General features: G+C 45.2%; 19 protein-coding genes. 8 read left to right on the top strand and 11 right to left on the bottom strand.

Annotated features, from left to right (window positions below; all coding sequences use genetic code 11):
* Positions 1-329: 329 nt before the first annotated feature.
* The 6 genes from rplM (at position 330) to frr (ending at position 3,996) form a co-directional block, all read left to right on the top strand.
* On the top strand, positions 330-761 hold the full coding sequence (rplM, locus tag GXO74_06965) for a 50S ribosomal protein L13 (GenBank protein NOZ61406.1): 432 nt from the start codon (positions 330-332) through the stop codon (positions 759-761).
* A gap of 55 nt (positions 762-816) precedes the next feature.
* Positions 817-1,209 (top strand): 30S ribosomal protein S9, encoded by a 393-nt coding sequence (gene rpsI, locus GXO74_06960; protein NOZ61405.1) that lies wholly within the window; start codon positions 817-819, stop codon positions 1,207-1,209.
* Positions 1,210-1,326: 117 nt separating this feature from the next.
* Positions 1,327-2,082, top strand: coding sequence for a 30S ribosomal protein S2 (rpsB, locus tag GXO74_06955; GenBank protein NOZ61404.1), 756 nt, complete (start codon positions 1,327-1,329; stop codon positions 2,080-2,082).
* A 24-nt stretch (positions 2,083-2,106) separates the two neighbouring features.
* The gene (gene tsf / locus GXO74_06950) at positions 2,107-2,700 is read left to right on the top strand and encodes a translation elongation factor Ts (protein ID NOZ61403.1); all 594 of its coding nucleotides are present in this window, start codon (positions 2,107-2,109) and stop codon (positions 2,698-2,700) included.
* A 17-nt stretch (positions 2,701-2,717) separates the two neighbouring features.
* Positions 2,718-3,446 (top strand): UMP kinase, encoded by a 729-nt coding sequence (locus GXO74_06945; GenBank protein NOZ61402.1) that lies wholly within the window; start codon positions 2,718-2,720, stop codon positions 3,444-3,446.
* Positions 3,439-3,996, top strand: coding sequence for a ribosome recycling factor (gene frr, locus GXO74_06940; protein ID NOZ61401.1), 558 nt, complete (start codon positions 3,439-3,441; stop codon positions 3,994-3,996). Before GXO74_06945 ends, frr begins: the two co-directional genes overlap by 8 nt.
* Before the next feature lie 373 nt (positions 3,997-4,369).
* Here the strand turns inward: frr and lon are convergent, their stop codons facing one another.
* From lon to GXO74_06915, 5 genes are all read right to left on the bottom strand, one after another.
* Complete coding sequence (lon, locus tag GXO74_06935; GenBank protein NOZ61400.1) at positions 4,370-6,727, bottom strand: endopeptidase La; 2,358 nt, start codon at positions 6,725-6,727, stop codon at positions 4,370-4,372.
* 119 nt (positions 6,728-6,846) lie between these two features.
* A complete protein-coding gene (locus GXO74_06930; protein ID NOZ61399.1) occupies positions 6,847-7,503 on the bottom strand; it encodes a TrkA family potassium uptake protein in 657 nt (218 codons plus the stop codon).
* A gap of 14 nt (positions 7,504-7,517) precedes the next feature.
* Positions 7,518-8,885, bottom strand: coding sequence for a hypothetical protein (locus tag GXO74_06925; GenBank protein ID NOZ61398.1), 1,368 nt, complete (start codon positions 8,883-8,885; stop codon positions 7,518-7,520).
* Positions 8,886-8,889: 4 nt separating this feature from the next.
* A complete protein-coding gene (locus GXO74_06920) occupies positions 8,890-10,965 on the bottom strand; it encodes a CBS domain-containing protein (protein ID NOZ61397.1) in 2,076 nt (691 codons plus the stop codon).
* A 370-nt stretch (positions 10,966-11,335) separates the two neighbouring features.
* On the bottom strand, positions 11,336-12,679 hold the full coding sequence (locus tag GXO74_06915) for a glycerate kinase (protein NOZ61396.1): 1,344 nt from the start codon (positions 12,677-12,679) through the stop codon (positions 11,336-11,338).
* A 471-nt stretch (positions 12,680-13,150) separates the two neighbouring features.
* Between GXO74_06915 and GXO74_06910 the strand changes: the two genes are divergently transcribed.
* A complete protein-coding gene (locus GXO74_06910; protein NOZ61395.1) occupies positions 13,151-14,344 on the top strand; it encodes an amidohydrolase in 1,194 nt (397 codons plus the stop codon).
* 50 nt (positions 14,345-14,394) lie between these two features.
* On the opposite strand, the gene GXO74_06905 is transcribed toward GXO74_06910, so the two are convergent.
* From GXO74_06905 to GXO74_06880, 6 genes are all read right to left on the bottom strand, one after another.
* Entirely contained in the window at positions 14,395-15,684 is a 1,290-nt protein-coding gene (locus tag GXO74_06905) for a P-loop NTPase (protein ID NOZ61394.1), read from the bottom strand.
* Between the two features lie 399 nt (positions 15,685-16,083).
* On the bottom strand, positions 16,084-18,630 hold the full coding sequence (locus GXO74_06900; GenBank protein NOZ61393.1) for a DEAD/DEAH box helicase family protein: 2,547 nt from the start codon (positions 18,628-18,630) through the stop codon (positions 16,084-16,086).
* 56 nt (positions 18,631-18,686) lie between these two features.
* Entirely contained in the window at positions 18,687-19,652 is a 966-nt protein-coding gene (locus tag GXO74_06895; GenBank protein NOZ61392.1) for a hypothetical protein, read from the bottom strand.
* A 19-nt stretch (positions 19,653-19,671) separates the two neighbouring features.
* Positions 19,672-20,067, bottom strand: coding sequence for a hypothetical protein (locus GXO74_06890; protein ID NOZ61391.1), 396 nt, complete (start codon positions 20,065-20,067; stop codon positions 19,672-19,674).
* Positions 20,068-20,244: 177 nt separating this feature from the next.
* A complete protein-coding gene (locus tag GXO74_06885) occupies positions 20,245-21,231 on the bottom strand; it encodes a DUF2279 domain-containing protein (protein NOZ61390.1) in 987 nt (328 codons plus the stop codon).
* A complete protein-coding gene (locus GXO74_06880; protein NOZ61389.1) occupies positions 21,228-22,415 on the bottom strand; it encodes a T9SS type A sorting domain-containing protein in 1,188 nt (395 codons plus the stop codon). The genes GXO74_06885 and GXO74_06880 overlap by 4 nt, the downstream gene beginning before the upstream one ends.
* 555 nt (positions 22,416-22,970) lie before the next feature.
* Here GXO74_06880 and GXO74_06875 point away from each other — a divergent pair.
* Positions 22,971-23,869, top strand: an 899-nt coding sequence (locus GXO74_06875; protein ID NOZ61388.1) for a glycoside hydrolase family 5 protein, incomplete at its 3' end; no start/stop codon positions are given.

Here is a 23,869-nt window from a genome sequence, read left to right as displayed (position 1 = left end):
GTTCATGCGCGATTAGTTTAATCCATCTCTTTTTTAGCCACTGATTGACACGGATCTGCACGGATTTTATGGGTTTTAGTTTTGAATTATCGTTAACAAGAAAATACTGCCGTGTATTAATCAGCAAAGAAATATCTGTGAAAATCAGTGTCAATCCGTGGCAAATTTTTAAACAAGTCCGGCAGAGAATGTTCTCGCGAAATTTTTCGGGAAACATCCGCCGCGAGCAAAAAAAGGCTTGATTATTTGATTCGATTTTATTATATTTATTGATTTTAAAATCAGGAAAGAATTAGTAAATCGTATGAAAGAAAAACAGGAGACCAAACGTGAAGACGATTACACCAAAAGCCCAGGACATCGAGCGCAAGTGGTACGTGGTCGATGCCAGAAATCAGGTTTTGGGGCGTCTTGCCACGCGGGTCGCGCACATTTTGAAAGGGAAGCATAAAGCTATTTATACCCCGCATCTCGATGTTGGCGATCATGTCATCATCATCAATGCGAACAAAGTGCGCGTGACAGGCCGCAAGGCGCAACAGAAACATTACAAACGCTATTCCGGTTATCCCGGCGGTTTGAAAGAGATCGTTTACGAGGATATGATGGCGAAACACCCGGAACGAATTTTGGAACACGCCATTAAAGGCATGTTGCCCAAAAATCGTCTGGGGAGAAAAATGTACAAGAAGCTGAAAGTTTATGCCGGTGATCAACATCCGCACACGGCGCAGACCCCGGAAGAGTTGCAGTTAAGTTAGTTTTATTAATTCATTTTTTAATCAAAATTTGAACGGTTAAAAAAAGAGGGATTTTATGAAAGGAACCGAGTATTACGCAACAGGCCGACGGAAAGAGTCGGTAGCTCGCGTTCGAATTCGTCCCGGCAGCGGCAATGTTGTTGTCAACGGCAAACCACTGTTGGACCATTTCAAACGTGAGACATTGAAAATGATCATCGAGCAGCCTCTGGAACGCACGGAAACCATGGGCAAAATCGATATCGTTGCCTCTATTGAAGGCGGCGGACTCACCGGCCAAGCTGGCGCTTTGCGATTGGGAATTTCGCGTGCATTATTGCAGTACGATGCGGATTTGCGTCCCATTTTGAAAGCCGCCGGTTTTTTGACCCGCGATCCGCGCGAAAAAGAGCGCAAGAAATACGGTCTGGCCGGAGCCAGAAAACGCTACCAGTTCTCGAAACGTTAATTTTGTGGAAAACTCACACTTCTTTTTGCGCGTCCAGGGTGCCGGAGAAAAAAGGCTCCGGTTGGCGCGGCAACAAGAGGAGTGGCGGACTAACCCAAAAAACAGAGGAGTAACAGAATGAATGTAACATTGCAGGATTTGTTGATGGCGGGCACGCATTTCGGACATCTGACGCGGCGTTGGAATCCGAAGATGAAGCCTTACATCTTTATGGAAAAAAATGGCATTTATATCATTGACATCAAGAAAACATTGGCGATGCTGAAGGCCGCTTGCGACGAAGTCGCGCGCGTCGTCAAAGCAGGCGATAGCGTGTTATTTGTCGGCACAAAAAAGCAAGCTAAAGAGATCATTAAAATCGAAGCGCAGCGCTGCGGTCAATTTTTTGTGAACCACCGCTGGCTGGGCGGAACTTTGACAAATTTTGTCACTGTGAAAAAAAGCGTTAAATATCTGAAAAATATTGAAAAAATGGCCACTGACGGTTCTTATGATAAATTGGTCAAAAAAGAGATTTTACGCATTGAACGGGAAAAGGAAAAGCTGGATCGCGTTTTAGGCGGTATCAAAGATATGAACACGTTGCCGGGCGCCTTGTTTGTCGTTGACGTCAAAAAGGAAGCCATCGCTGTACGCGAAGCAAATCGGCTGAACATCCCCGTAATCGGCATCGTGGACACCAATTCGGACCCGGACAATATCGATTTTCCCATCCCCGGCAATGACGATGCGTTCAAATCCATCAATATCATCACCCGTACAATCGCAGAAGCGATTATTGAGGCGAAACAGACTCAGAAGATGGAAGAAGTTGAAGAAGCGGGGATTGAAGAAAAAAAGGAAGTCGAACAGGAACAGGAAAGCAATGAATAATTTTTATATAGAGAGGAGTCAGAAATGGCAGTAACTGCAGATGATGTAAAAAAATTGAGACAGATGACAGGCGCCGGAATTATGGATTGCAAAAATGCATTGAAAGAAACGGACGGCGATGTAGAAAAAGCAGTGGAGTTGTTGCGCAAAAAAGGAATCGCAAAAGCAGATAAAAAAGCAGGTCGCGAGACTAAAGAAGGACTTATTGACGCTTACATACATCCGGGAAGCAAATTAGGCGTCCTGGTCGAAATTAATTGTGAAACGGATTTTGTCGCCAAGACGGATGATTTCAAAACATTTGTTCGGGATATCGCCATGCAAATCGCAGCCGCGAATCCGATGGTGGTTAAGCGTGAGGAATTGCCGCAGGATGTGATTGATCGGGAAATGGCCATTTACAAAACTCAGGCCGAAAACGAAAAGAAACCGGCGCACATCGCTGAGAAGATTGCAACGGGACGCATGGAAAAGTTTTATCAGGAAGTCGTGCTCCTGGAGCAGAGTTTTGTGAAAGATTCCGACAAGACTATTGAACAATTGCTCAAAGAGACAATCGGCAAAATTGGCGAAAACATCTCCATTCGACGATTTTCCAGATTTCAGTTGGGCGAATAAATCGGAGAATTGAATAGATGCCGCAGCCAATATATAAACGAATACTGCTGAAATTGAGCGGCGAAGCGCTGGTGGGTCGACAGGGTCTGGGAATTGACCCTCAGGTCGTTCGCGAGGTCGCTCTTGCGTTGAAAGAAGTAAAAGAGTTAGGTGTGGAAATAGGCGTTGTGATTGGCGGCGGAAATATTTTCCGCGGGCTTTCCGCCAGCGCGCGCGGCATGGATCGCGTTTCTGCGGATTACATGGGAATGTTGGCAACGGTCATCAATGCGCTGGCTCTGGAAGATTATCTGGAGCGCAACGAAGTCTGCACGCGGGTGTTGACGGCGATTAAAATGGAACAGTTAGCTGAACCTTTCATTCGTCGCCGAGCGATTAGCCATCTGGAAAAAGATCGCATCGTCATTTTTGCCGGCGGGACCGGAAATCCGTATTTCACGACGGACACAGCGGCGGCGCTCAGAGCGATTGAGATTAAAGCCGATGCGATCATCAAAGGGACAAAAGTGGACGGCGTCTATGACTCAGATCCGACTACGAACCCCGATGCCAAAATGTTCACCGAACTGAGTTACCTCGATGTTGTGCGCAAACGGTTAAAAGTGATGGATTCGACGGCGGTGACTCTGTGCATGGAAAATAATTTGCCGATTCTTGTGTTCAATTTAAGAAAAAAAGGGAATCTGAAAAAACTAATTCTTGGCGAATCCATTGGAACTAAAGTATGTGAGGCTCAAGATGATTGATGATATTTTTAAGCAGGCTGAGGCGAAAATGCAAAAAGCGATTTCCAGCTTTCAGAATGATCTGAATAAAATTCGTACTGGAAAAGCGTCCGCTACTATTTTGGACAGCATTCGCGTTAATTATTACGGCTCTGTTGTTCCGCTCAATCAGGCTGCTAGTGTCTCCGTCCCGGAACCCCGTTTGATCACCATTCAGCCGTGGGACAAAAGCATGATTTCTGAAATCGAGAAAGCGATACTCAAATCTGACCTTGGATTGACGCCTGTCAATGACGGACATATCATTCGACTCCCGATTCCGGCGCTGACCGAGGAACGTCGTTTGGAACTTGTCAAACAAACCAAGCGCATGGGCGAGGAAATAAAAGTTTCCGTGAGAAATGCGCGCCGCGAGGCAAATGACGCGCTGAAAAAGGCTGAAAAAAGCAGCGATATTTCCGAAGACGATTCGCATCGCGGTCAAGAAAATGTCCAGAAATTAACAGATGAGTTCGTCAAAAAAGTCGATGATATTCTCAAGGCAAAAGAGAAAGAAATCATGGAGATTTAAATTTTCAGTTGAAAATATTTTTTGAGTTTGATAAAAAAGCACGGTCATTGCGGCTGTGCTTTTTTTATATGAATGACCAGTTAGAAAATATTCTTGTAAATATTACGTTTAAAAACAATGTAGGGGATGCATATATGCGTCCCCTACAACCTAATTTCAATAAAAATAGATGATCGTAAAATTTAACTGGTCATTGGTATTTTTAGCTTTAGTTTAATATTTATGCGGAAGTTTTAATTTGAAAAGTACGAAACGGCTGAAGCAGTTATTTTGTTTTCCCAAAAATCTTGTGAGGCTTTTCGTGAAAAACATTCCCTTCAAAAGAGGGGAGTTCTCACTCCTTTGAAGGGGGCAGGGGGGATGTAGTTTAAAGCTATCCGAAAATAAATTTCACCGCCTCATCGATTTTTTCCACAAGATGAATTTTCAACTGTTTCTGCAGCGGCTCTGGCAGTTTGATGAGATCGTTTGTGTTTTTCGCTGGTAAAACAACTTCTTTAATGTGAGCTCTGCGAGCGGCCAGTAATTTTTCTTTGATCCCGCCCACCGGTAAAATTTTCCCTCTCAGCGTAATTTCTCCGGTCATGGCAATTTTGGGATTCACCCGTTTTTTTGTCAGCAGCGAAAGCAGCGCGACGACCATCGTGACGCCGGCCGAAGGTCCGTCTTTGGGAATGGCGCCGGCGGGTACGTGAATGTGGAACTGGGTGTCTTCGAAATCATTTTTATTCAAGCCGAACCGCGAGCTATTGGCGCGGACGTAAGTGAGCGCCGCCTGTGCCGATTCTTTCATCACGTCGCCCATCTGACCTGTCAGCATGAGTCCTTTTGCGCCTTTGACCAGTGTGCATTCCACAAATAAAATTTCTCCGCCGTAGGGCGTCCACGCCAGACCTGTGGCAATGCCCGGTTCGCTGACGCGGTCGGAAATTTCCGAGTAAAATTTTTCCGGTCCAAGAAATTCCTTCAGGGATTCCGGCGTGATGGTGATTTTTTCATTTTCACCCGAAGCCTGTTTTCTGGCAACTTTGCGGAAAATTTTTGCTAATTCCCGATCGAGATTTCGTACGCCGGCTTCGCGGGTGTAATCCTGAATGATTTTACGAATCGCTTTTTTTTGAATAGTCAGATGTTTTTTAGCGAGACCGTGCGACTCCAACTGTTTGGGAAGCAGATGCCTGGTAGCGATGACCAATTTTTCCTCTACGGTGTATCCGGGCAGCTCGATGATCTCCAGCCGATCTTTCAAAGCCGGAGGAATTGGATCCGGGTAGTTGGCGGTGGTAATAAACATCACTTTTGACAGATCAAAAGGCACGTCCAAATAGTGATCGGAAAAGGAAAAATTTTGTTCCGGATCGAGCGCTTCGAGTAAAGCTGACGACGGGTCGCCGTGGAAGTCCTGGCCGATTTTATCAATTTCATCGAGCATGAAAACCGGATTGTTGGCGCCGACGTTGTGAATGCTGCGGATAATGCGACCGGGCAGAGCGCCGATGTAGGTGCGCCGATGTCCGCGAATTTCCGCTTCGTCTTTCATGCCGCCGAGAGAAATGCGGATAAATTTTCGATTCAAGGCGCGCGCGATGGATTGTCCCAATGAGGTTTTGCCAACTCCGGGCGGGCCCATGAAGCATAAAATAGGCCCTTTCATTCTCTGATTTATCTTGCGCACCGCTAAAAATTCTAAAATCCGCTCTTTTACGTCCGCCAAACCGAAGTGATCCGCATTTAAAATTTTTTCCGCTTTATCAAGATCAGCATTGTCTTGAGTCGAAACCTGCCACGGCATATTCACAAGCCAGTCGAGATAAGTTCGCGCCACTGTATATTCTGCCGAACCAGGCATGATTTTTTTTAGCCTTGTCAATTCACGCAATGCTTCTTCTTGTGCTTTCTCCGGCATACCTGATTGCTCGATTTTTTGTTTGAGCTCATTTAATTCAGAAGTTTTATCGTCTGTCTCGCCCAATTCCTGCTGAATTGCTTTCAATTGCTCGCGGAGAAAAAATTCGCGCTGGTTTTTGTTGATTTCCGATTGAACTTGAAATTGAATTTTGGAGCCCATTTCGAGAACCTGCATTTCCCGATTGATCATCACGGTAAGCTTCAAAAGACGCTCTCGAATATTCTCCGCCTCGAGAATTTCTTGTTTTTCCTGAAGTGAAACATTTAAGTTTGATATCAAAAGATCGGCTAATTTCCCCGGATCGTCGATGTTCATGATGGCAATTTGCAACTCCTCTGGCAAGGTAGGAACCAGCGTGATCATTTTCTGGAACTGAATGGAAATATTGCTGGTCAAGGCGTCGATTTCAATATCTTTTTCCAGAGTATCGTGTATCGTAGATATTTTTGCGACAAAGAATGGATCGCTTCGAACAAAACGATTGATTCGAATTCGGGAGATTCCCTGCGTCAACACGCGAACGCTATTGTCGGGAAAAATAAGCTTTTTTAGCACATAGCCCGCGGTTCCGAAGCGATAAAGCGTGCGCGCTGAAGGTTCTTCTTCCTCTGCGTCTTTTTGCGCGACCAGGCCTATCAATTTGTTCCCATTCATCACATTCTCGATTAGTTTCAGCGATTTATCGCGAGCAATAATCAACGGTGTGACCATGTGAGGAAAAACGATAAACTGTCTCAGCGGCAATATAGGTAATTTTTCTGGCAGTTCAATGTCTTGCAATTCGTCGAAGTCTTTCAACCTGCCAAAATCGCCGTTGTGCATAAGAGGCTCCCTTTAAATTGTTGAAGAAAATTTTGAAATAACGTTTGAAATATAGGGAACTTTTTTCACATTTCCAATGAAATAATGATTAAATTTTGCTAAGATTTGCATCGGATCGGTTATTTTGTTTTCAGCAGTTTTTCAAAATTTTCATCTTTGCCAATGCCTACCAGGATATCGCTGTCTTTGATAATATGATCGGCGCGCGGAACAATGACCAGATTTTCCGGCACTAATTCTTTGATGACAATGATTTGAATTCCAAAGCGATTGGGAATGTCGAGTTCTTTCAGAGATTTTCCTAAAAATGAACTGGGAGGGCCAAATTCGAGGATGGAGACGCCTTTGCTGACCGGGATGGCGTCCAATACATTCACGTTTCCCAGACTGCGCGCAAAACGGTATGCCACATCTTTCTCCGGGAAAACAACCGTCGTCGCGCCGATGCGATCTAAAATCTTACCATGATCTTCGGTAGAGGCTTTGGCGATGATTTCTTTCACGCCAAGTTCCTTCAGGTAAAGCGTCACCAAAATGCTGGCGTCGATCTGATCGCCGAGACTGACAATGACGACTTCGAAATCGGTGATGCCGATGCCTTCCAGCGCATCTTTATTGCGAGCGTCCGCCACGATGGCTTTGGAGACAAGATTTTTAACGCGGTCAATTTTGTTTTCGTCCGAATCCACGGCCATGACATCGAATCCGGCTTCTGACAAAGATTTTGTTAAATAATAGCCAAAAGTGCTTAAGCCGATAACTGCAAATTTTCTCATAACTTAATTCACCTCTATCCGATAAGAAGTTTTTCCTGGGCGTATTTAAAAGATGGCAATTGTTTTTGCCCGATGGCAAGCGCAATCGTCAAAGGCCCCAGTCTGCCGATGAACATTGTGAGTGCCAAAATGATTTTGCCGGCTACGGACAGTGTGGAAGTGATTCCTGTGGACAGCCCCACTGTGCCAAAAGCGGAAACCACTTCAAATAATGTTTCCAGAAACAGCCCCCTGCTCGCCTGGTGAGATATGCTTCCCTGTTCGGTGATCATTAGCAAAATTGTTGCCACGATGATGATAACGCTGGAAAAAAAGGCTATGGAAATTGCCCTGGAAACGATTTCTTCCGGCAAGCGACGGTAGGCGATATTGACTTCCTGGAGATTTTTGAATCGCGCGCGCAGCATGGCCCAAATCACACCGGCGGTGGTCGTTTTTATCCCGCCGCCGCACGAACCGGGAGATGCGCCAATGTACATCAGAATTATCATGAAAAAGAGCGTCGAGTTGCTCAGAATGGAAATGTCGACGGTATTAAATCCGGCGGTGCGACAGGTGATAGATTGGAACAGAGACACGAAAAATTTTCCGGCCAACGGCATTTTCTCGATGGCGTTTCCCCATTCTAACAGAAAAAAGATGACGGTTCCGGCGATAATTAAAACAGCGCTTATGGAAATGACGACTCGAGAGTGAAAAGAAAGTTTACGTGCTTTATCTTTACGGCGTTGAAAAATGAAATGTCTGATTTCATGCAGCACGACAAAGCCCAACCCGCCCAAAACGATGAGTGTAATTAATATCAGATTAACGGATATGTCGCTTCGATAATGGATGAAGCTGTCGGAGAAAAGGGAAAATCCGGCGTTGCAAAATGCGGAAATGGAATGAAAGATGCCAAAATAGAGCGATTTATGGAGCCCCATTGTCGGCAAAAATCTGAAGGCCAGCAAAATTCCGCCGACGATTTCGATGAAAGCGGTGAAAAAAAATATTGTCTTGAGCAAACTGGCAATATTTTTGAACGGTGATTGGGTCATGGTTTCTTGAATGATTGTTCTCTCGGAAAATGTAAATTTTCCCACTAAAAGAAAGACAAAAAATGTGGAAAAAGTCATGATTCCCAGTCCGCCCAATTGAATCATAATTAAAATGACCAATTGTCCGAAATGCGTAAATTTGGCGCCTGTGTCGACGACGATGAGACCGGTGACACAAGTCGCGGAGGTGGCGGTAAACAACGCGTCCGCCAAGGAAAGCCTTTGGCCGTGAACAGCTTGCGGCAAACTGAGCAGCGCCGTGCCTATCAAGATAATGATAAGGAAACTGGCAATCAGTATTCTGGAAGACGCCCAAAATTTTAGATTTTTCGGCTCTTGCACGGTTTTACTCCTGGATTGCCAATTTTCGGAATTTCTCCAAAGCGCTCTCTTTGCCAGCGACGACCATGATGTCTCCGGGCGCAAAAATTCGTTCCGGATCCGGTAACTCGTTGCTGGGCCCGATTTCTGAAATTTTCTTTTTGACGGCAAGAACGGTGATGTTGTAATGCGTACGCAAATTCAACTCTCGAATGGAATGACCGATAAATTCTCCTGGCGCTGGAATAAAATCCACTTTGAAATCCCGCGGAAGCTGCACCATATTTCGTAATTGATCAGAACCAAAGTCGCGAATATATTTGACGCCCAAAACGTCTTTTCGGAGAATTTCATGATTGTAAAGTTTAATGATGTCTTTTCGAGAGATAGTGCCGATCAACTTTTTCGATTTTTCATTTTCAATTACCGGCAGATGATCGCAATCAGTACGTTCAAATTTTTGCATGCAATCAGCCAGTGTCATGTCGGGAGTCGCCATATCGGTCGGCTCGACAAGGTCTTGGGCGATAATCAGTTGATCTAACTTTTCTGATTCGCTGAGAATACTTTTTACCATGTGTGTGGACAGAATCCCTCGCAATACATTTCTGTTATTGACGACGTAGTAAAATGGATCTTGATATTTCATAAAAATCCTGATAATTTCTTTCAATCCGGACTTTTCATTAATAACCGGCGTCTTGGGATGCATGAGATCGCCGACGGAAAAAGAGCGCATGATGATTTCTTCTCTACCCTGATTCAAAGAAATGCCGCGCAAAGATAATTTCATGGTATAAATTGAATCTTGATTGAGTCGACGAGCCAAAACCGTGGCGATAGTGCAGGCGATCATCACCGGCAAAATAATTTTATAGTCATTGGTGATTTCAAATAAAATCAAGATCGAAGTGATCGGCGCATGCGTGGCGGCGGCAACGACCGCACCCATTCCGACCATGGCGTAGGCGCCGCTGCTGGCGGTCGTCTCAGGAAAAAGAGAATGCGCTAATTTGCCGAATGCGCCTCCGGATGCGGCTCCTAATAATAACGCCGGAGCAAAAATGCCCCCCGAGCCGCCGGAGCCGAGCGTGACGCTGGTTGCCAGCAATTTCAAGACTAATAAAAAAAGCAGACTTTGCCAGACAAATTTTCCTTTCAACATCATGCCGATAGATTCATATCCGCCGCCAAAAACGTGGGGACTGAGGACGATCAAAACGCCCAGAAAAATCCCACCGAAAGGCGTTTTTAAATATTCCGGCATTTTTAAATTGTCAAAAAATCTTTCGCTGGCATAAACCGATTCGGTGAACGCCAGTCCCACCAGTCCGGCGAAAATCCCCAGCGCAATGTACAACGGAATTTCCCAGACGCTCACGAGAGAGTACAGCGGAACGGCAAAAATCGGCGTACTGCCAAAAAAAGCTCTGGAGATGACCGTCGCCATGACCGACGAAATGATGATCGGGCTGAAGCTGAGCAGTCCGAAATTGCCGATGATTATTTCCAATGCGAAAAATGCGCCGGCAATAGGAGCGTTGAATGTGGCGGCGATTCCGGCGGCGGCGCCGCAACCGACGAGAATTTTTAGCCGTTCGGGAGAAACGTTCAACCACTGTCCGATTGTCGAGCCCACTGCAGACCCGACCTGGATAATAGGCCCCTCTTGCCCGACGGAGCCGCCAGTGCTGAGCGTGATCGCCGACGCCAGAGATTTGACTACCGCCACGCGGGGACGAATTACGCCGTTTTTGAGCGCAATCGCTTGCATTACTTCCGGCACGCCGTGGCCTTTAGCTTCCCGCGCGAAAAAGTAAATGATTGGGCCGACAATCGCTCCGCCAAGAACCGGCAGAAGAATCTTCCACCAAATAGGCAATTGTTGTAACGCGCCCAATATGCCGCTGGATTCTTTTATGCTGAATGTCTGAAAAAATGCGATTAGTAAGCGAAATCCCACAGCGACGAAGCCGCTGAGAACGCCTACGATGATGCCTAAAATGAGAATGTACGTCGTTTGGCTGAATTGCGTATAGCGCACGAATGCAGCACTCACTTTTTTGGGCCAACTTCCGGGACTGACAAGATCTGTTTCCATGATTGCTTCTTAGTTCGATTTTTTATTTCGGTGAATTATTGCTTCTTAATTATAGTTTTGAGTTATGAGTTTTGAGAATCAATTTTTAAAAGAATGTTTTCGGGAAATACAGACATAAATTAAGTAATTTAAGTTTTATTTCAAAATAACTGAACTATATTGTATTATTTTGCACTAAAACATAATTTTATTTAAAGAATCGCACTTCCATTCAACAGCTTGTAACTCGAAACTCTTAGCTTCTTAAAATAACTATATATTTTTCCAATTGTTTCATTAATTGTTTCCCGTTCACTTTTGGCGCCAACGAAACCAACTATTAACACCAAAGAGGTGTTAAATTTTACAAAAAAAATGAAACGCAACGCACTCATCCGACAAGGACAAGCCGCAAATCCATGACGTTGGTATTCGTAGGTCCTGTGAAAATCAAATCGCCTAACTTCTCGAAGAAATGGTACGAGTCATTAGCTTGCAAAAAAGACGACGGGTTCAAGCCGTTGCGCTTGGCGAATTCAATAGTTCGGCTGTCCACAATGGCGCCAGCGGCATCTGTGGGACCGTCTGTACCGTCAGTGCCGGCGCTGAACATGACAGTATCAGAGAGACCGGCGATGTCCATCGCTGCGGCAAGTGCAAATTCCTGATTTCTGCCACCTTTTCCCTTGCCTCGAATAGTGACTGTCGTTTCGCCGCCAGAGATAATGCATGCCGGTCGCGGTAGCGGATTGCCGGTTTTATGAATTTCTTTAGCGATTGCGGCGTGGACGCGCGCCACATCTTTTGTCTCCCCTTCAATAAAAGTGGATAAAATAAGCGAATTGTAACCTAATTGTTTGGCTTTTTCATTGGCTGCGGAAACCGCCTGCCAGTTATTGCCAATAATGATGTTGCGCGTTTTGGCGAATATCGGATCTCCATTCTTGGGGGTCTCGGGAATTTGTCCGTCAGCGCCCTGCCGGAGGCGCGCCTCGATTGACTGCGGTATTTTTCCAAATAAATCATATTTCTGCATGATAGCCAGGCAATCGGAAAAAGTGGACTCGTCCGCCGCCGTGGGCCCCGAAGCGATGCCGTCCAGCGGATCGCCGATGACGTCAGATAAAATGAGCGAGACCAGCGTCGCCGGGTAAGTCAGCCGCGCCAGTTGACCGCCCTTGACAACGGAAATGTGTTTGCGAATGGCGTTAATTTCCGCAATATCTGCGCCGCAGTCCAACAACGCTTTTGTTGTCTGCTGCTTTTCTGCAAGAGTAATTCCCTCTGGTGGCGCCGGCAGCAGCGCTGATCCGCCGCCGGAAATGACGCAAATAAGGAGGTCTTTCTCTCCCAGCGAGCTCGCTAATTTTGTGATTTTCTCAGCGCCTCTGACGCCGTTCTCGTCCGGGACCGGATGAGCCGCTTGCTGTATCTCGATTTTTGGGCTTAATTGATCGAGTCCTCCGTATTTTACATTGACGATCCCTTTTTCGAGCCTGGCGCCGAGAGTTTCTTCCACGCCGCGCGCCATTGAGGATGCCGCTTTTCCGAAACCGATGAGATAAATTTTGTCAAAGTTTTTCAAATCAAAAAAGTAATCGCCGGCAACAAGCGTTGAATTTTCCACTCGCAAATATCGTTTGACGGCAGCGATAGGATCGACCGCTTTGAGCGACTCAAGAAAAATATCCATTGCATCTTTGCGTAATTTTTTTAATTTATCAATCATAGACATCTTGTTCGGTCATCGTGGCAATGGTTTATTTTGACCCGCTAATATAATAATTTCATTGTAAAAAATAAAGGCTTTTCTTTGAAAAATAAAAATTCGTGGGGAGCGATTCCAAAAAGTTGGTAAATTGAGTAAGTAATAAATGTAAATCAAAACTGCGGAAGCAGTTAACTATTTATTTTCTCTTTTGTTAACTGGTTCAATTTTGTCAGTCTCGAGATTGGCGAGGCGAGCCATTGCCATCAGCTTAAGGGAAAAATTGGTTTCCACATTGTCAATTGACAGTTCTCAATTAACTATTCACAATTAAATTAGTTTAGAACGTAGCTGTAAAACAAATTACTACGATTAATTGTCAAATGAACTAATAGCTAATTGACAATTCTGAACGAAACAATAATTCAAAATCGCTTAAACTGACGGCTATGGAGGCGAGCCCTCTAATCAGCGAATGAAATTTAGTAGGAGTGTAGAATGAATCGCGATAAATTATTTGAGAAAATTAACAAAAACAAATCGGAGCTCATTCAGTTGCGGCGCAAATTTCATCAGATTCCTGAATTGGGTTTCTCGGAAAAAAAGACTTCCGCGGCAATCGCGGCGTATTTGAAGGAGTTAGGGATTTCACCGCAGACAGGCGTTGGCAAAACAGGCGTTGTCGGGCTATTGCCCGGCGCAAATCCGGGTGCGACTATTCTTTACCGCGCCGACATGGACGGTCTCCCGATTGAAGAGAAAAATCAAGTTCCCTATCACTCGCGACATGCGGGAATGATGCACGCCTGCGGTCATGACGGCCACATTGCGATGGCGCTTCTTGCCGCAAAAATTTTATCGGAAATGAAAGAGCAATTTTCCGGAACGATAAAATTTGTGTTTCAACCGGCGGAGGAGACCGTTGACGGCGCAAAGCAGATGATAGCCGCCGGCGTTTTGGAAAATCCGGCGCCGGAAGTCGCTATCGGCATGCACGTGTGGAACAGACTGCCGGTCGGAACAGTTGTCGCGCAGTCGGGTCCGCTCATGGCTGCCTCCAATCGATTGGACGTGAAAATTTCCGGCAAATTGTCACACGGCGCCATGCCTGAAAGCGGAGCGGATTCCATTGTGGCGGCCAGTCATTTTATTCAGCAAATTCAAACGATCGTCAGCCGCCGGCTCGATCCCAGGGAAAAGGCCGTAGTGAGCATCGGACAAATTCACGGCGGTCAGGCGCGAAATACCATCGGCGGAGTCGTGGAACTCGCGGGCACAATTCGAACTTTTTCACAGGAGATCGCCGGGCTTATTCAAACGGAAATTTTGAAAATAATCAGCGGAATCGAGCGCAGCTTTGATGTGAAAATTGAAATTTCCAACGTGGAAACATCGCCGGCAGTGGTCAATGACCCGCGCGTCACGGAGCTTGTGAGACGCTCGGCGGCAAATGTTGTCGGAAAAGAAAATCTTGTGGATTACGAACCCCAGATGGGTAGCGAAGATGTGTCTGAATTTCTCAATCGCGTACCAGGCTGTTTTTTCTTTGTTGGCAGCCAAAATGATGAAACAGGGAAAATTGCGCCTCATCATAATCCATATTTTGACATTGACGAAGAGAGTCTGGCAATTGGCGTGAAGATTGTGGTGGATTTCATTTTATCATATTTACAAAAAAAGCAAACTCCCTGATTTTGCATCATCAGAGAATTTGCTTAAAAAGATTTTTGGAAATAGTCCTTCTAAAATTTCATCGTCGGCTGCAGGTTGCGCACGCGACAGGGCATACCGCCGTTTTGAAATTCGCATTCGTCCCAGTAAAAGCACTTCACTGAACAAATGATGTCGGTTTCTTTTTCTTCAAATGTCGGATATTGCTGCGCCTGGGAATAGACTTTTCGTCGCAACTGCCATTTTTTCATCATTGCGCTCAGATGTTTCTGATTGAACAATTTGAGCGTAATAATTTTCGCAATGCTGCGGGCAGCAGGCGAATTGGGATTGTTTAAAATAAAAGGTCGCAGCGATTTTGCCGACTGCCTCATGCTGTCGTCGTAGTCAACGTAACCCATGTAATCCAGATCCAACGACAGCAGTTCAAAGGCCGCTGTTTTCAGGGACATGCCTTCGCGAATTTCGTCCGGCTCCATCACCATGTTCAAAATCAGCCGCGGGCGAAATTCTGAAAGCGCTTTTTCCACTTTTTTTGCTATATCCGGATGGGAGTTTTTAACTTTTTGCACTATCTCTTCCAATGGTTGATTGAAATAGATGAGATTCCCATCGCCTTCAATGTCGAGTATTTGCAACGCCTGAGGGTCGTCTTTGAATGTTTGTTGTAATTTGCGCAGCAGACACAATTTGATAAAATCAAAAGATTCCTGAATCGCCATGGGTTCCGGCGTCGTCACGACGATGCTTTCGTCCACGGAGAGGAAAAAATCGATGACATGGAATGAAGATCCGGCGGCTAAATCCATGATGACGTAATCGGCAGGCAGATTTTTCAACTCTCCGATGAGACGCTGTTTCTGCGAGTATTTCGGATTTGCCATCCCAAGAGTGCCACACGCGCCGCTGATGAGTTTCAAGTTGTCTATCGGAGAGTCCAGAACGATATCTTCCAGCGTTTCGCGATTCATGGTGTAGTAGTCCAAAAAAGTGTATTTGGGCTCTAAAATTCCCATACAGGTATGCAGATTAGCGCCGCCGAAATCAGCGTCAACCAGGACTACTTCTTTTCCCATTGCTGCCAATCCAACGCCAATGGAAGCGCTGATGACAGTTTTGCCCACGCCGCCTTTTCCGCTGGCAATGGCGATTACTTTGCGATCTGTGTTTGCTAAATGATCGGTCTGAAAAAGTTTGCGCACAGAATCGATTTTTTCCGCTATTACCCAATCATCTCGCTCATCGTTCCACACATAATCGTTTAACGTAAATTTACCTTTTCTTACCATGGTACGCAGTTCGGTCGCGGAAATCGGACCATATTGTCTCTCATTGACACGCACCATCACGTTGCCGTTCATGGGGAAATTCTCCGTAATTTTAGTATTTTATTAAAGATAAGGGAGTTGTTGGTTCAAATTTAGTCTTTAATCAGCAAAAATTGTACCTTGCTTTTCATTAAAAAAAATTAATAAAACAAGAGCTAACATAACTTTAAAATAGAATGATAATTTATGTCCTGGATGTAACAAATTAATAAATAAAGAGATATGATTGACAAGAAGAGATGGTGAATTTGCTTATATTTCCTTTTGAAAGGGCTTATTTGCAAAATTGAAACAGCATTTGAAGGCTATTGTTTGATTTTCGTACAATAGATGGAGTATTTGAGTCAATTATTTGAACAAAAATGACTCAAATTAATACAATCCTGAAATGAGGTCGGCAAAAATTGCGAGAAAAGACGGGCGAATTTGCTATTAAGAGTGACGTTTTCTGGCGTTTTGGAAAAATTTAGCCACTTGTTCTAAAACGCTTTCCGATGAGCCGCTAATCATGCGGGATTGGGGGAGTGAATTCAAAAAAACTTTGCCGTAAAATTTTTCTACAATGCGTTTGTCGAGAATGAAGACCGATCCGATGTCCGTTTTTTTTCTGATGAGTCTGCCAAAACCCTGTTTTAATTTTAACACGGCGTGGGGAAGAGAATAGTCCATAAAAGCATTTCCCCCGTGGCGCTCGATATATTCGACGCGCGCTTCGACGTAAGGTTCGGAGGGAACTTTGAACGGCAGTTTGGTGATAATGACATTTTCCAGCGCCTCGCCTTCCACATCCACGCCTTGCCAGAAACTATCGGTGGCAAAAAGCACGGAAGATTTGTCGCGTTTGAATTTGCCCAGCAGCAAGCTCCGCGCCAATTGGCCTTGTTTGTAAACTGTAATTCCTGACAATTCCAATAAATTGCTTAAATCGCTGTAAACGCGGTTGAGCAAACTGTACGAAGTGAACAGAATGAACGCGCGTCCTTGGGAAATTTTGATCGCCTGCAAAATAAAATCCGCGATGGCGTCGCCGAAATTTTTGTCATTGGGCATCGGCAAATCCACGGGGATGGCGGTAACTGCTTGTTGCTGGTAATCGAACGGCGCCGGGATTTTTCTCTGAATAATTCGTTTGTTTGTAATTCGATTTAGCCCGACTTGTTGATAAAAAAATGCAAAATCATTTCCGCTTTTGTGCGAAATTGCCAATGTTGCCGAGGTCATAATTACTGTTTTGAAATGATCGAAGACGAGCGCTTCCATGTGCTCGGAAATATCCAACGGCGAAATGTGCAGGCGAACGATGTGGCGTCCCCGTTTGCTTTTAACAACTTCAATCCAGCGTACATGCTCGTCATCGTTTTCAACGATGATTTGTACCATTGCCTGCAGCGCATTTGTCAGCCGACGTTTTTGCGCGCCGATGTCTTGCAGCAGGGAAATGAGTTCCTGCGGAAGTCCGAAATCCAAATCCTGCATGTCTCTGATCGTCGCTTCCAGCAAGCTGCTCAGTCTTTTCAAAAGAGAAAAAAAAGACTCCACTTGCGGCAAGATGCGTTGCTGCCAGACGATGTCGGCGCGAATAGCGTTAGTCAGGCGGATTTTGTTTTCGTTCCACGATGAGGAATCTTTTTCCAACACGAATTGCGCCAGATCGTCCATGAATTGAGTTATCTGCGTCAGTACCGTGTCGTTGAGCGGATAGACTTGCTCCAAAATTTTTCTGAGGATATCGTCGATGGACGAATCAGCGCGGTTAAAAGAAATTTCTTTTATCTTACCGACTAACATGGGCAGATAGCCTTTTGATTTTTTGCTTTTGGGATTAAACAGGCGGTAGATGATTCGCGTCAATCCGTAACGCGTGACCTGGGCGCCGAAATAGTCAGTGGCGATATCTTCGATATTGTGCGCCTCATCGAAAACCACGTGATGGTATTTCGGCAGAACTGAATTTTCCACGCCTATGGCGCGCAATGCCAAATCCGAAAAGAGCAAATGATGATTGGCGACGAGAATGTCTGCTTTGTTAGCGCGGCGTCTGGCTTTCATTACAAAACATTGTTGAAAATGAGGACACTGGGCGCGCAGACAATTGTCGCTTTCCGCCGCCAACAACTCCCAGATTTCATTTTTGGGGATAAAATTGAGATCGGATTTGCTGCCGTCGGCGGTTTTTTCCGCCCATTCGAGCAACGTATTTGTTTCGGCTTGCAACTCATCTTCCACGAGAAATTCCTGATCTTTTTTCAAAGCTGCCATTTTTCGCAGGCAAATGTAATTTCCGCGTCCTTTGACCAGCACGGCGTCAAATTTTAACCCGAGAGCCTTTTTGAGAAAAGGAATGTCTTTGTGGATGAGTTGTTCCTGCAAATTGATCGTGCGCGTGGAGACGACGCAGCGCTGTTTGTTGTTGTGCGTCCAGAAAATCGCCGGAATAAGGTAGGCCATGGATTTGCCCACGCCGGTTCCGGCTTCGATGACGCCAATTTTTTTCCCGTTGAACGCCTGACACACGGCGCGGACCATTTCCAATTGCTGAGGGCGATATTCGTATTGTGGCATTCTCTGCGAAACCGGTCCTTTCGGCTCGAGAAAACTGACGATTTTTTGAATGTTGAGTGGAAGCTCCTTTTCTTTGGGGATCGGCTCGACGATGGCGTACACTTTGCTCAGTTCGTTGTCGACGATGTAACTGGCGATGCCGTCCTGCGAGAGTTCATTTGCGATAGCCATGTCGTTGGGCGAAGGCGAGAGATTTCCCGAAGGGTGATTGTGAATAATCACGTCCGACCGCTCGGACATTTCCTGAATGTGAAGCACGGAAAATTCATTTCCCCGGGCCGCGACCTGAATCGATGTCACGATTTTGTTTTCATCGATTTGTCCCACAAAAAATACTTCGTTTCCTTCTGCGTGAGCGATTTCGTCGCGCATCAGGGAAATGACTTCCGGGGACAAATATTTATTAGCAGGTTTCATTGTTTGCTTAATTTTTGGTTAATCTCTTTGGGCTTTTGCGTTTTGCGGCAACATCATCAAAACAAAGACATCTGCGCCGAGGGGTGCAGAAAATCAGCGTCGAAACCTTCTCGCCGCAGATCGTGCACAAACGATTTCACCCCGTGAGTGACGAAAATTTTTTGCGGGTTAACTTTGTGCGCGTATTCAATTAGCTGTTGAAAGTCCGCGTGATCGCTGAATGGAATGGCTTCGTCCACATCGTACCAGTAGCGCGCTTTTTTTTCCACTGCCCAGCCGGAAAGCAGGAGCTTTTTTGCGTTATAAATTTTTTTAATTTGATGCGAGCGAGAAAGATGCGGCGGAATAACCAGCACTCTTCCTCGCAAATCTTCTCCGTTAAACGACTGATAATTATTAAATTGAACACCATATTTTTCATAAATTTTCAGCACCGGTTCGATGGAGCCGTGCACGCTGATTTGATAATTCAAATCGCCCAAAATTTTTATTGCTTCTTGGGCTTTGCCGAGCCGGTAGCCCATTACGATTGGAACCTGTCCCCGCTGAAAACATTTTTCGATGAATTTTGCCATTTTTTCGATGACGACCCACTTTTTCGGAAAGCGAAATTCCGGCGATCCAAAGGTACTCTCCATGATCAAAATATCCGCGCTGCGAAAAGCCGCCGGCAGCGTGGTTTCATTGCGGTCGATTTTGAAATCGCCGGTGTAAATGATATTCAAATGTTCTTTTTGAATGAAAATTTGCGCCGAGCCTAAAACGTGTCCCGCCGGGAAAAGCTCAATCGTAGCGTCATCGAGGCGATAGCTTTCGCCGAAATTTAACGGAATCGCTTCTTGTTTTTTGTAACGGAGATGAACGAGACTGATTGTCGCCGGAGTGGCAATGATTTTGTCATGCCGACGGACATGATCCGAATGCGCGTGTGAAATAAAAGATAACGGTGCGCGTTTCTCCGCGTCGAGCCAAAGCGGCGTACCGGAAATTCGAATTCCTTTGTCGTATTCGATGATGGGCATTGCCTGTTTATTCCTTAAATTAGTAAAGCGATTCCAGAAAAATGTATTTTAGCGCCTGGATGAACCTGTTGTCCCAAAAATGTCTCAAAAGAAAAACAGTCAATAAAAATTGAAAAAAAATGAAGAAGACTCCTGCCAATGTAGCTTTCGCAGGATGGGTCTGCAAACTGTACACGAAAATTCCGATAATGACGACAAATGCGATTCCCAAAATTAGCGGTTTGACAGCGAGCGGCGCCTGCAGCAAAGCAGAGAAAAACAAAAAAGTGAAAATTAAAACGGAGACGGCGACGATGATGATTTGGCTTTGTGAAATTTTATCCGCGGCGACAAAGCGGCAACTTATCCACACAAAGAAAAAGACGTCAACCGCATAGATGAAAATCACCGCCACTATGAAAAACAGAGAATCCATTTTTATCCTTTAGAATAGAGTAAATACACAAAAAGCAAAATGAGGAAATCGTTTTAATGAAATTAGAAATAAGGTAATAAACAAAATGAAAATTATCAAGTGATAAATTGCGAGCGACAAAAAAAATATTTGTAGAAAATGGCTGCTTTGTCGAAGGGTCGAGATTTAACCTGATAGTTAAAAATAAATGTAATAAAATTTCACCTGCGGCGTGATTTTGAGCGCGAAGTTGGGAAAATGTAAATAGTTGAGCGCGTGAAGAAAAAATTTCAGCGATTCAGATGAGCCGCGGTAAACTTTTTCCCAGTTGATATCCGGAGCGAGATAAATTTCCACATCACCGTGCGCCTGCTTCGACACGCCGTAGCCCAGTGCGAAATTGAGCCACTGCGGGTAATGATTCTTCAAATTTTTTGGCAAAAATTCTCTCACATCGCAAGAGAGCCAGTAAGTCATGCCGGCGTAGTCTTTAATGAAAGTGGGTTCATTTTGCGGCTGCCGCGACGGATGGTAACTGAATTTCAGAGAAAATCGTCGCCAAAAAGGAAACTTTTTACCCACAAGCGGAGCAAAGGCGCCCAATTCATTGGCGGTGAAATCTGCCAGACTGAAACCCCATTCTTTGAAAAAACCGTCGTAAATTTCGATTTCCAGCATCAACAGGGAACTCATGACAGGGCCTATCCATTGGGATTTGTCGCGTGAAAATCCGATCCAGTTGCTCAAATTAGCGATTTGCTCGGACATGATTTTGCCGGAATAGTAATGCCCCAATTTGTCCATGTGTCCGTAGTAGGAGTCGTTCCAGCCAAAATCCCAGCAGCCGACTGTGCGCCGCCAGCCGCGGTAGAGGTGAAAATGCGTGCGCTCTTCATTCCACCAGGTTTCTTTGAACGGTTGATAGGCGGCAATGTTCAGCGCCAACAGTCCCGCGCTGGCAAGTGCAAGCCGTTTGTAGTGAATTTTCTTCGCGGAAAAATTTTCCGAATGTTGGGAATTTTGAAAAAAATTATCGGAATCGGTTGCCGATTTTTTCAACATTTCCGGGGCAAAAGAATAAAACTGGCAAAATCCGCTTTTCGCTGCCAGAAGAAAAATCGCCGCGCTGATGAGAAAGATGCGAAGAATATTTTTCAGAGAAAAAAGAAAAGAGAGTTTCATCATTTCAAAAAAAGTAATTTCCCGGTTTGAGATTTTTTATGATTTACAGATAATCGATAAACGTAGCAGCCGCTGCTGACAGTGGCGTTGAAAAAATTTTTACCAGTCCATGTTGCAAGATGAGTGCCGGCAGCGAGATTTTCGTCGATGAGCGTGGCGATGCACTGACCGGGCAGATTGAGAATTTGCAATTTTGCCCGTGCCGGAACTTGCAGGGAAAAGGGAATTTTCGTTCGCTGATTGAACGGATTGGGATAATTTTGCCCGAGAAAAAAATCGATCTGTTCATGGGAGTGAATTTTCATGCCCGACGCGTGCAGCCGCTGGTAGAAAAAAAGATTCGCCGGAATATTTGCCATTTCTTCGCTGACGGTGAAATAGCCGGAATCATTTTTCGCCCAACAAATCGCCTCGCCTTGTGGTTCCGGAGTGTAAGGCAGCGTATCCGGCGCTGCAGCAAGACTTTCCCACAACGGCTTATTTTTGTCGCGCTGCCAGAAAAAAACGTTGGTGTAGGTCTTGAGCAAAATTTCCTCGCCGCTGTGCGAAATATCGCCGCCGACGAGGTAAGTTATGGGCAGAGTCGCCACGTAATGCGCCACCATCATGTTTGTTGTATCTTGCGGAAATGGGAGCCGATAAACGCGGACATTTGTCTCTCGTTTGGAAACGATGTACAAATCGCCGCTGAACGGATCGGACAAAAGCGTTTCCGTATCGCGTGCGCCGTCCTGAAGCTGAAATGCGATGCGGGCGAAATTAGTAATTGTCGTGTCGTGCACTCCGCTTCCCGCTGGAAATTTCGGTTCCGGAAATCGGTAAATGTATTTGGTGGGATAGCGTGCGTAATTGTCCCCGATGTCGGCAACGTAAATGTACGAAACTCCCGGGGCAGGTCCGGGCCCCACGGCGATATCTTCCCAGTCGCGATTTTCTGCGTCGGCGAGAGTCACTACGCCGCGATGCTGTCCGTGGATATTCATGGCAAAAATCCGCGCCGAGTCGCCGGAGTCGTTGTGCGTCCAGAGAATTTCTGAGTTGAGTTGGCTGGCGGCAATGCCCGAGGCTTCGTCAATCTCATCAAATTGAACAATGCCCTGAAAAATTGGTCCTGAAAATTGTGGCGCCTGCGCCTGGGAAAGAGAAACTCCGGCAAGGACAATGAAAACCAGAAAATATTTGTACATGCCAACCTCAAAAATAAAGTTCTGGCAGCGGATAATATGGTTCCCGCGGCCTTGTCATCGGGCGTTGCATTGCTCGAAAAAATTAAAAACAAAACGATGCGAATAACCTCGCAAAATTTCATTACTATTTCTGGAATTCGCTTTCATTTTGAAAAGTTATTGACTTTTGTAATCTATGAAATTATATTAAAAATGTCAATTGAAAAGAGGGGTAATTGAAAAGTTATGCTAACTTATTTACAATAAAAGGATTAAGGTTGATACAAAAGAAATGTGGAGAACAAAATATTCTTGAACGGTTGGTGAAATTTTTTGCCGGGCGGAATAATAGTTGCAAGATTAACTGAAATAGGCCTTATTTTCCACCAATAAAAATATGAATGACCAGTTAGAAAATATTCTTGTAAATATTACGTTAAAAACAATGTAGAGGACGCATATATGCGTCCCCTACGACCTAATTTCAATAAAAATAGTTGACGTAAAATTTAACTGGTCATTGGTATTAAAAGTTGAGAAATAAGGTTCTGTTCTTTAGAAAAAATGGAGGATCACATGAAATATCGGAACGATAAATTTTGGGGAATGCTTCTTTTTTTTCTGTTAATTTTTGCTGAAATTTTGCACGCTGGCGATAAATGGCAGCTCTGGACGGACAGCACTAAACTTCGTGGCGCAAATATTTACCAACGTCGCGTCTATCCGGAGTTGGACGGCCCGACATTTTTGGGAGTCGGAAAATTGGGTCCGCCTTACACTCAGGAAGATTTTAATCGACTCGCTGCAATGGGGGCGAATTACGTGAACGTTTCCCATGCCGGACTTTTTACGGAAAACCCACCCTACGTGCTTGACGTCGACGTCCAGCAAAATTTGGACAATATTCTTGACATGATTTATCAGGCGGACATGTTCGCGGTGATTTCTTTTCGCACCGGGCCTGGCAGAAGCGAATTTACTTTTTTCTGGGGCGAAGATGGCGATTGGTTTGACGCCAGCTATTATAACGATCAGGTCTGGAAAAGTCAGGCAGCGCAGGATGCCTGGGTGCAAATGTGGGCTTACGCCGCCGAGCGTTACAAAAATCACCCGGCGGTTGTGGGCTACGATTTGATGGTGGAGCCAAATTCCAACGAAGTCTGGTTTGATTTGTGGAATCAGGATCAATTTTATCAACAGTACGGCGGCACGCTTTACGATTGGAATCAATTATTCCCGCGAATCACAACCGGAATCCGCCAGGTCGATACGCAAACGCCGATTCTTGTCGGCGGCATGGGCTACAGCGCTATGGACTGGCTGCCTTACATTGTTCCTTCTTCTGATGAACGAACGATTTACACGGTGCACCAATATGACCCATTTGTTTACACGCATCAGGAACCGCCACTCAATAAAACTTATCCCGGATTTTTTGACACGGACTGGGACGGCACAAAAGAAAATTTCAATCA

This window comes from Calditrichota bacterium (assembly GCA_013152715.1).
GTDB lineage: Bacteria > Zhuqueibacterota > Zhuqueibacteria > Thermofontimicrobiales > Thermofontimicrobiaceae > 4484-87.
This window is presented reverse-complemented; position numbering and strand designations above follow the sequence as displayed.

Excerpts from the sequence above, each read along its gene's own strand:
- rpsI (NOZ61405.1), top strand. The coding sequence starts at position 817 with ATGAAAGGAACCGAGTATTACGCAACAGGCCGACGGAAAGAGTCGGTA.
- rpsB (NOZ61404.1), top strand. The coding sequence starts at position 1,327 with ATGAATGTAACATTGCAGGATTTGTTGATGGCGGGCACGCATTTCGGA.
- tsf (NOZ61403.1), top strand. The coding sequence starts at position 2,107 with ATGGCAGTAACTGCAGATGATGTAAAAAAATTGAGACAGATGACAGGC.
- GXO74_06945 (NOZ61402.1), top strand. The coding sequence starts at position 2,718 with ATGCCGCAGCCAATATATAAACGAATACTGCTGAAATTGAGCGGCGAA.
- frr (NOZ61401.1), top strand. The coding sequence starts at position 3,439 with ATGATTGATGATATTTTTAAGCAGGCTGAGGCGAAAATGCAAAAAGCG.
- lon (NOZ61400.1), bottom strand. The coding sequence starts at position 6,727 with ATGCACAACGGCGATTTTGGCAGGTTGAAAGACTTCGACGAATTGCAA.
- GXO74_06930 (NOZ61399.1), bottom strand. The coding sequence starts at position 7,503 with ATGAGAAAATTTGCAGTTATCGGCTTAAGCACTTTTGGCTATTATTTA.
- GXO74_06920 (NOZ61397.1), bottom strand. The coding sequence starts at position 10,965 with ATGGAAACAGATCTTGTCAGTCCCGGAAGTTGGCCCAAAAAAGTGAGT.
- GXO74_06915 (NOZ61396.1), bottom strand. The coding sequence starts at position 12,679 with ATGTCTATGATTGATAAATTAAAAAAATTACGCAAAGATGCAATGGAT.
- GXO74_06910 (NOZ61395.1), top strand. The coding sequence starts at position 13,151 with ATGAATCGCGATAAATTATTTGAGAAAATTAACAAAAACAAATCGGAG.
- GXO74_06905 (NOZ61394.1), bottom strand. The coding sequence starts at position 15,684 with ATGAACGGCAACGTGATGGTGCGTGTCAATGAGAGACAATATGGTCCG.
- GXO74_06900 (NOZ61393.1), bottom strand. The coding sequence starts at position 18,630 with ATGAAACCTGCTAATAAATATTTGTCCCCGGAAGTCATTTCCCTGATG.
- GXO74_06895 (NOZ61392.1), bottom strand. The coding sequence starts at position 19,652 with ATGCCCATCATCGAATACGACAAAGGAATTCGAATTTCCGGTACGCCG.
- GXO74_06890 (NOZ61391.1), bottom strand. The coding sequence starts at position 20,067 with ATGGATTCTCTGTTTTTCATAGTGGCGGTGATTTTCATCTATGCGGTT.
- GXO74_06885 (NOZ61390.1), bottom strand. The coding sequence starts at position 21,231 with ATGATGAAACTCTCTTTTCTTTTTTCTCTGAAAAATATTCTTCGCATC.
- GXO74_06880 (NOZ61389.1), bottom strand. The coding sequence starts at position 22,415 with ATGTACAAATATTTTCTGGTTTTCATTGTCCTTGCCGGAGTTTCTCTT.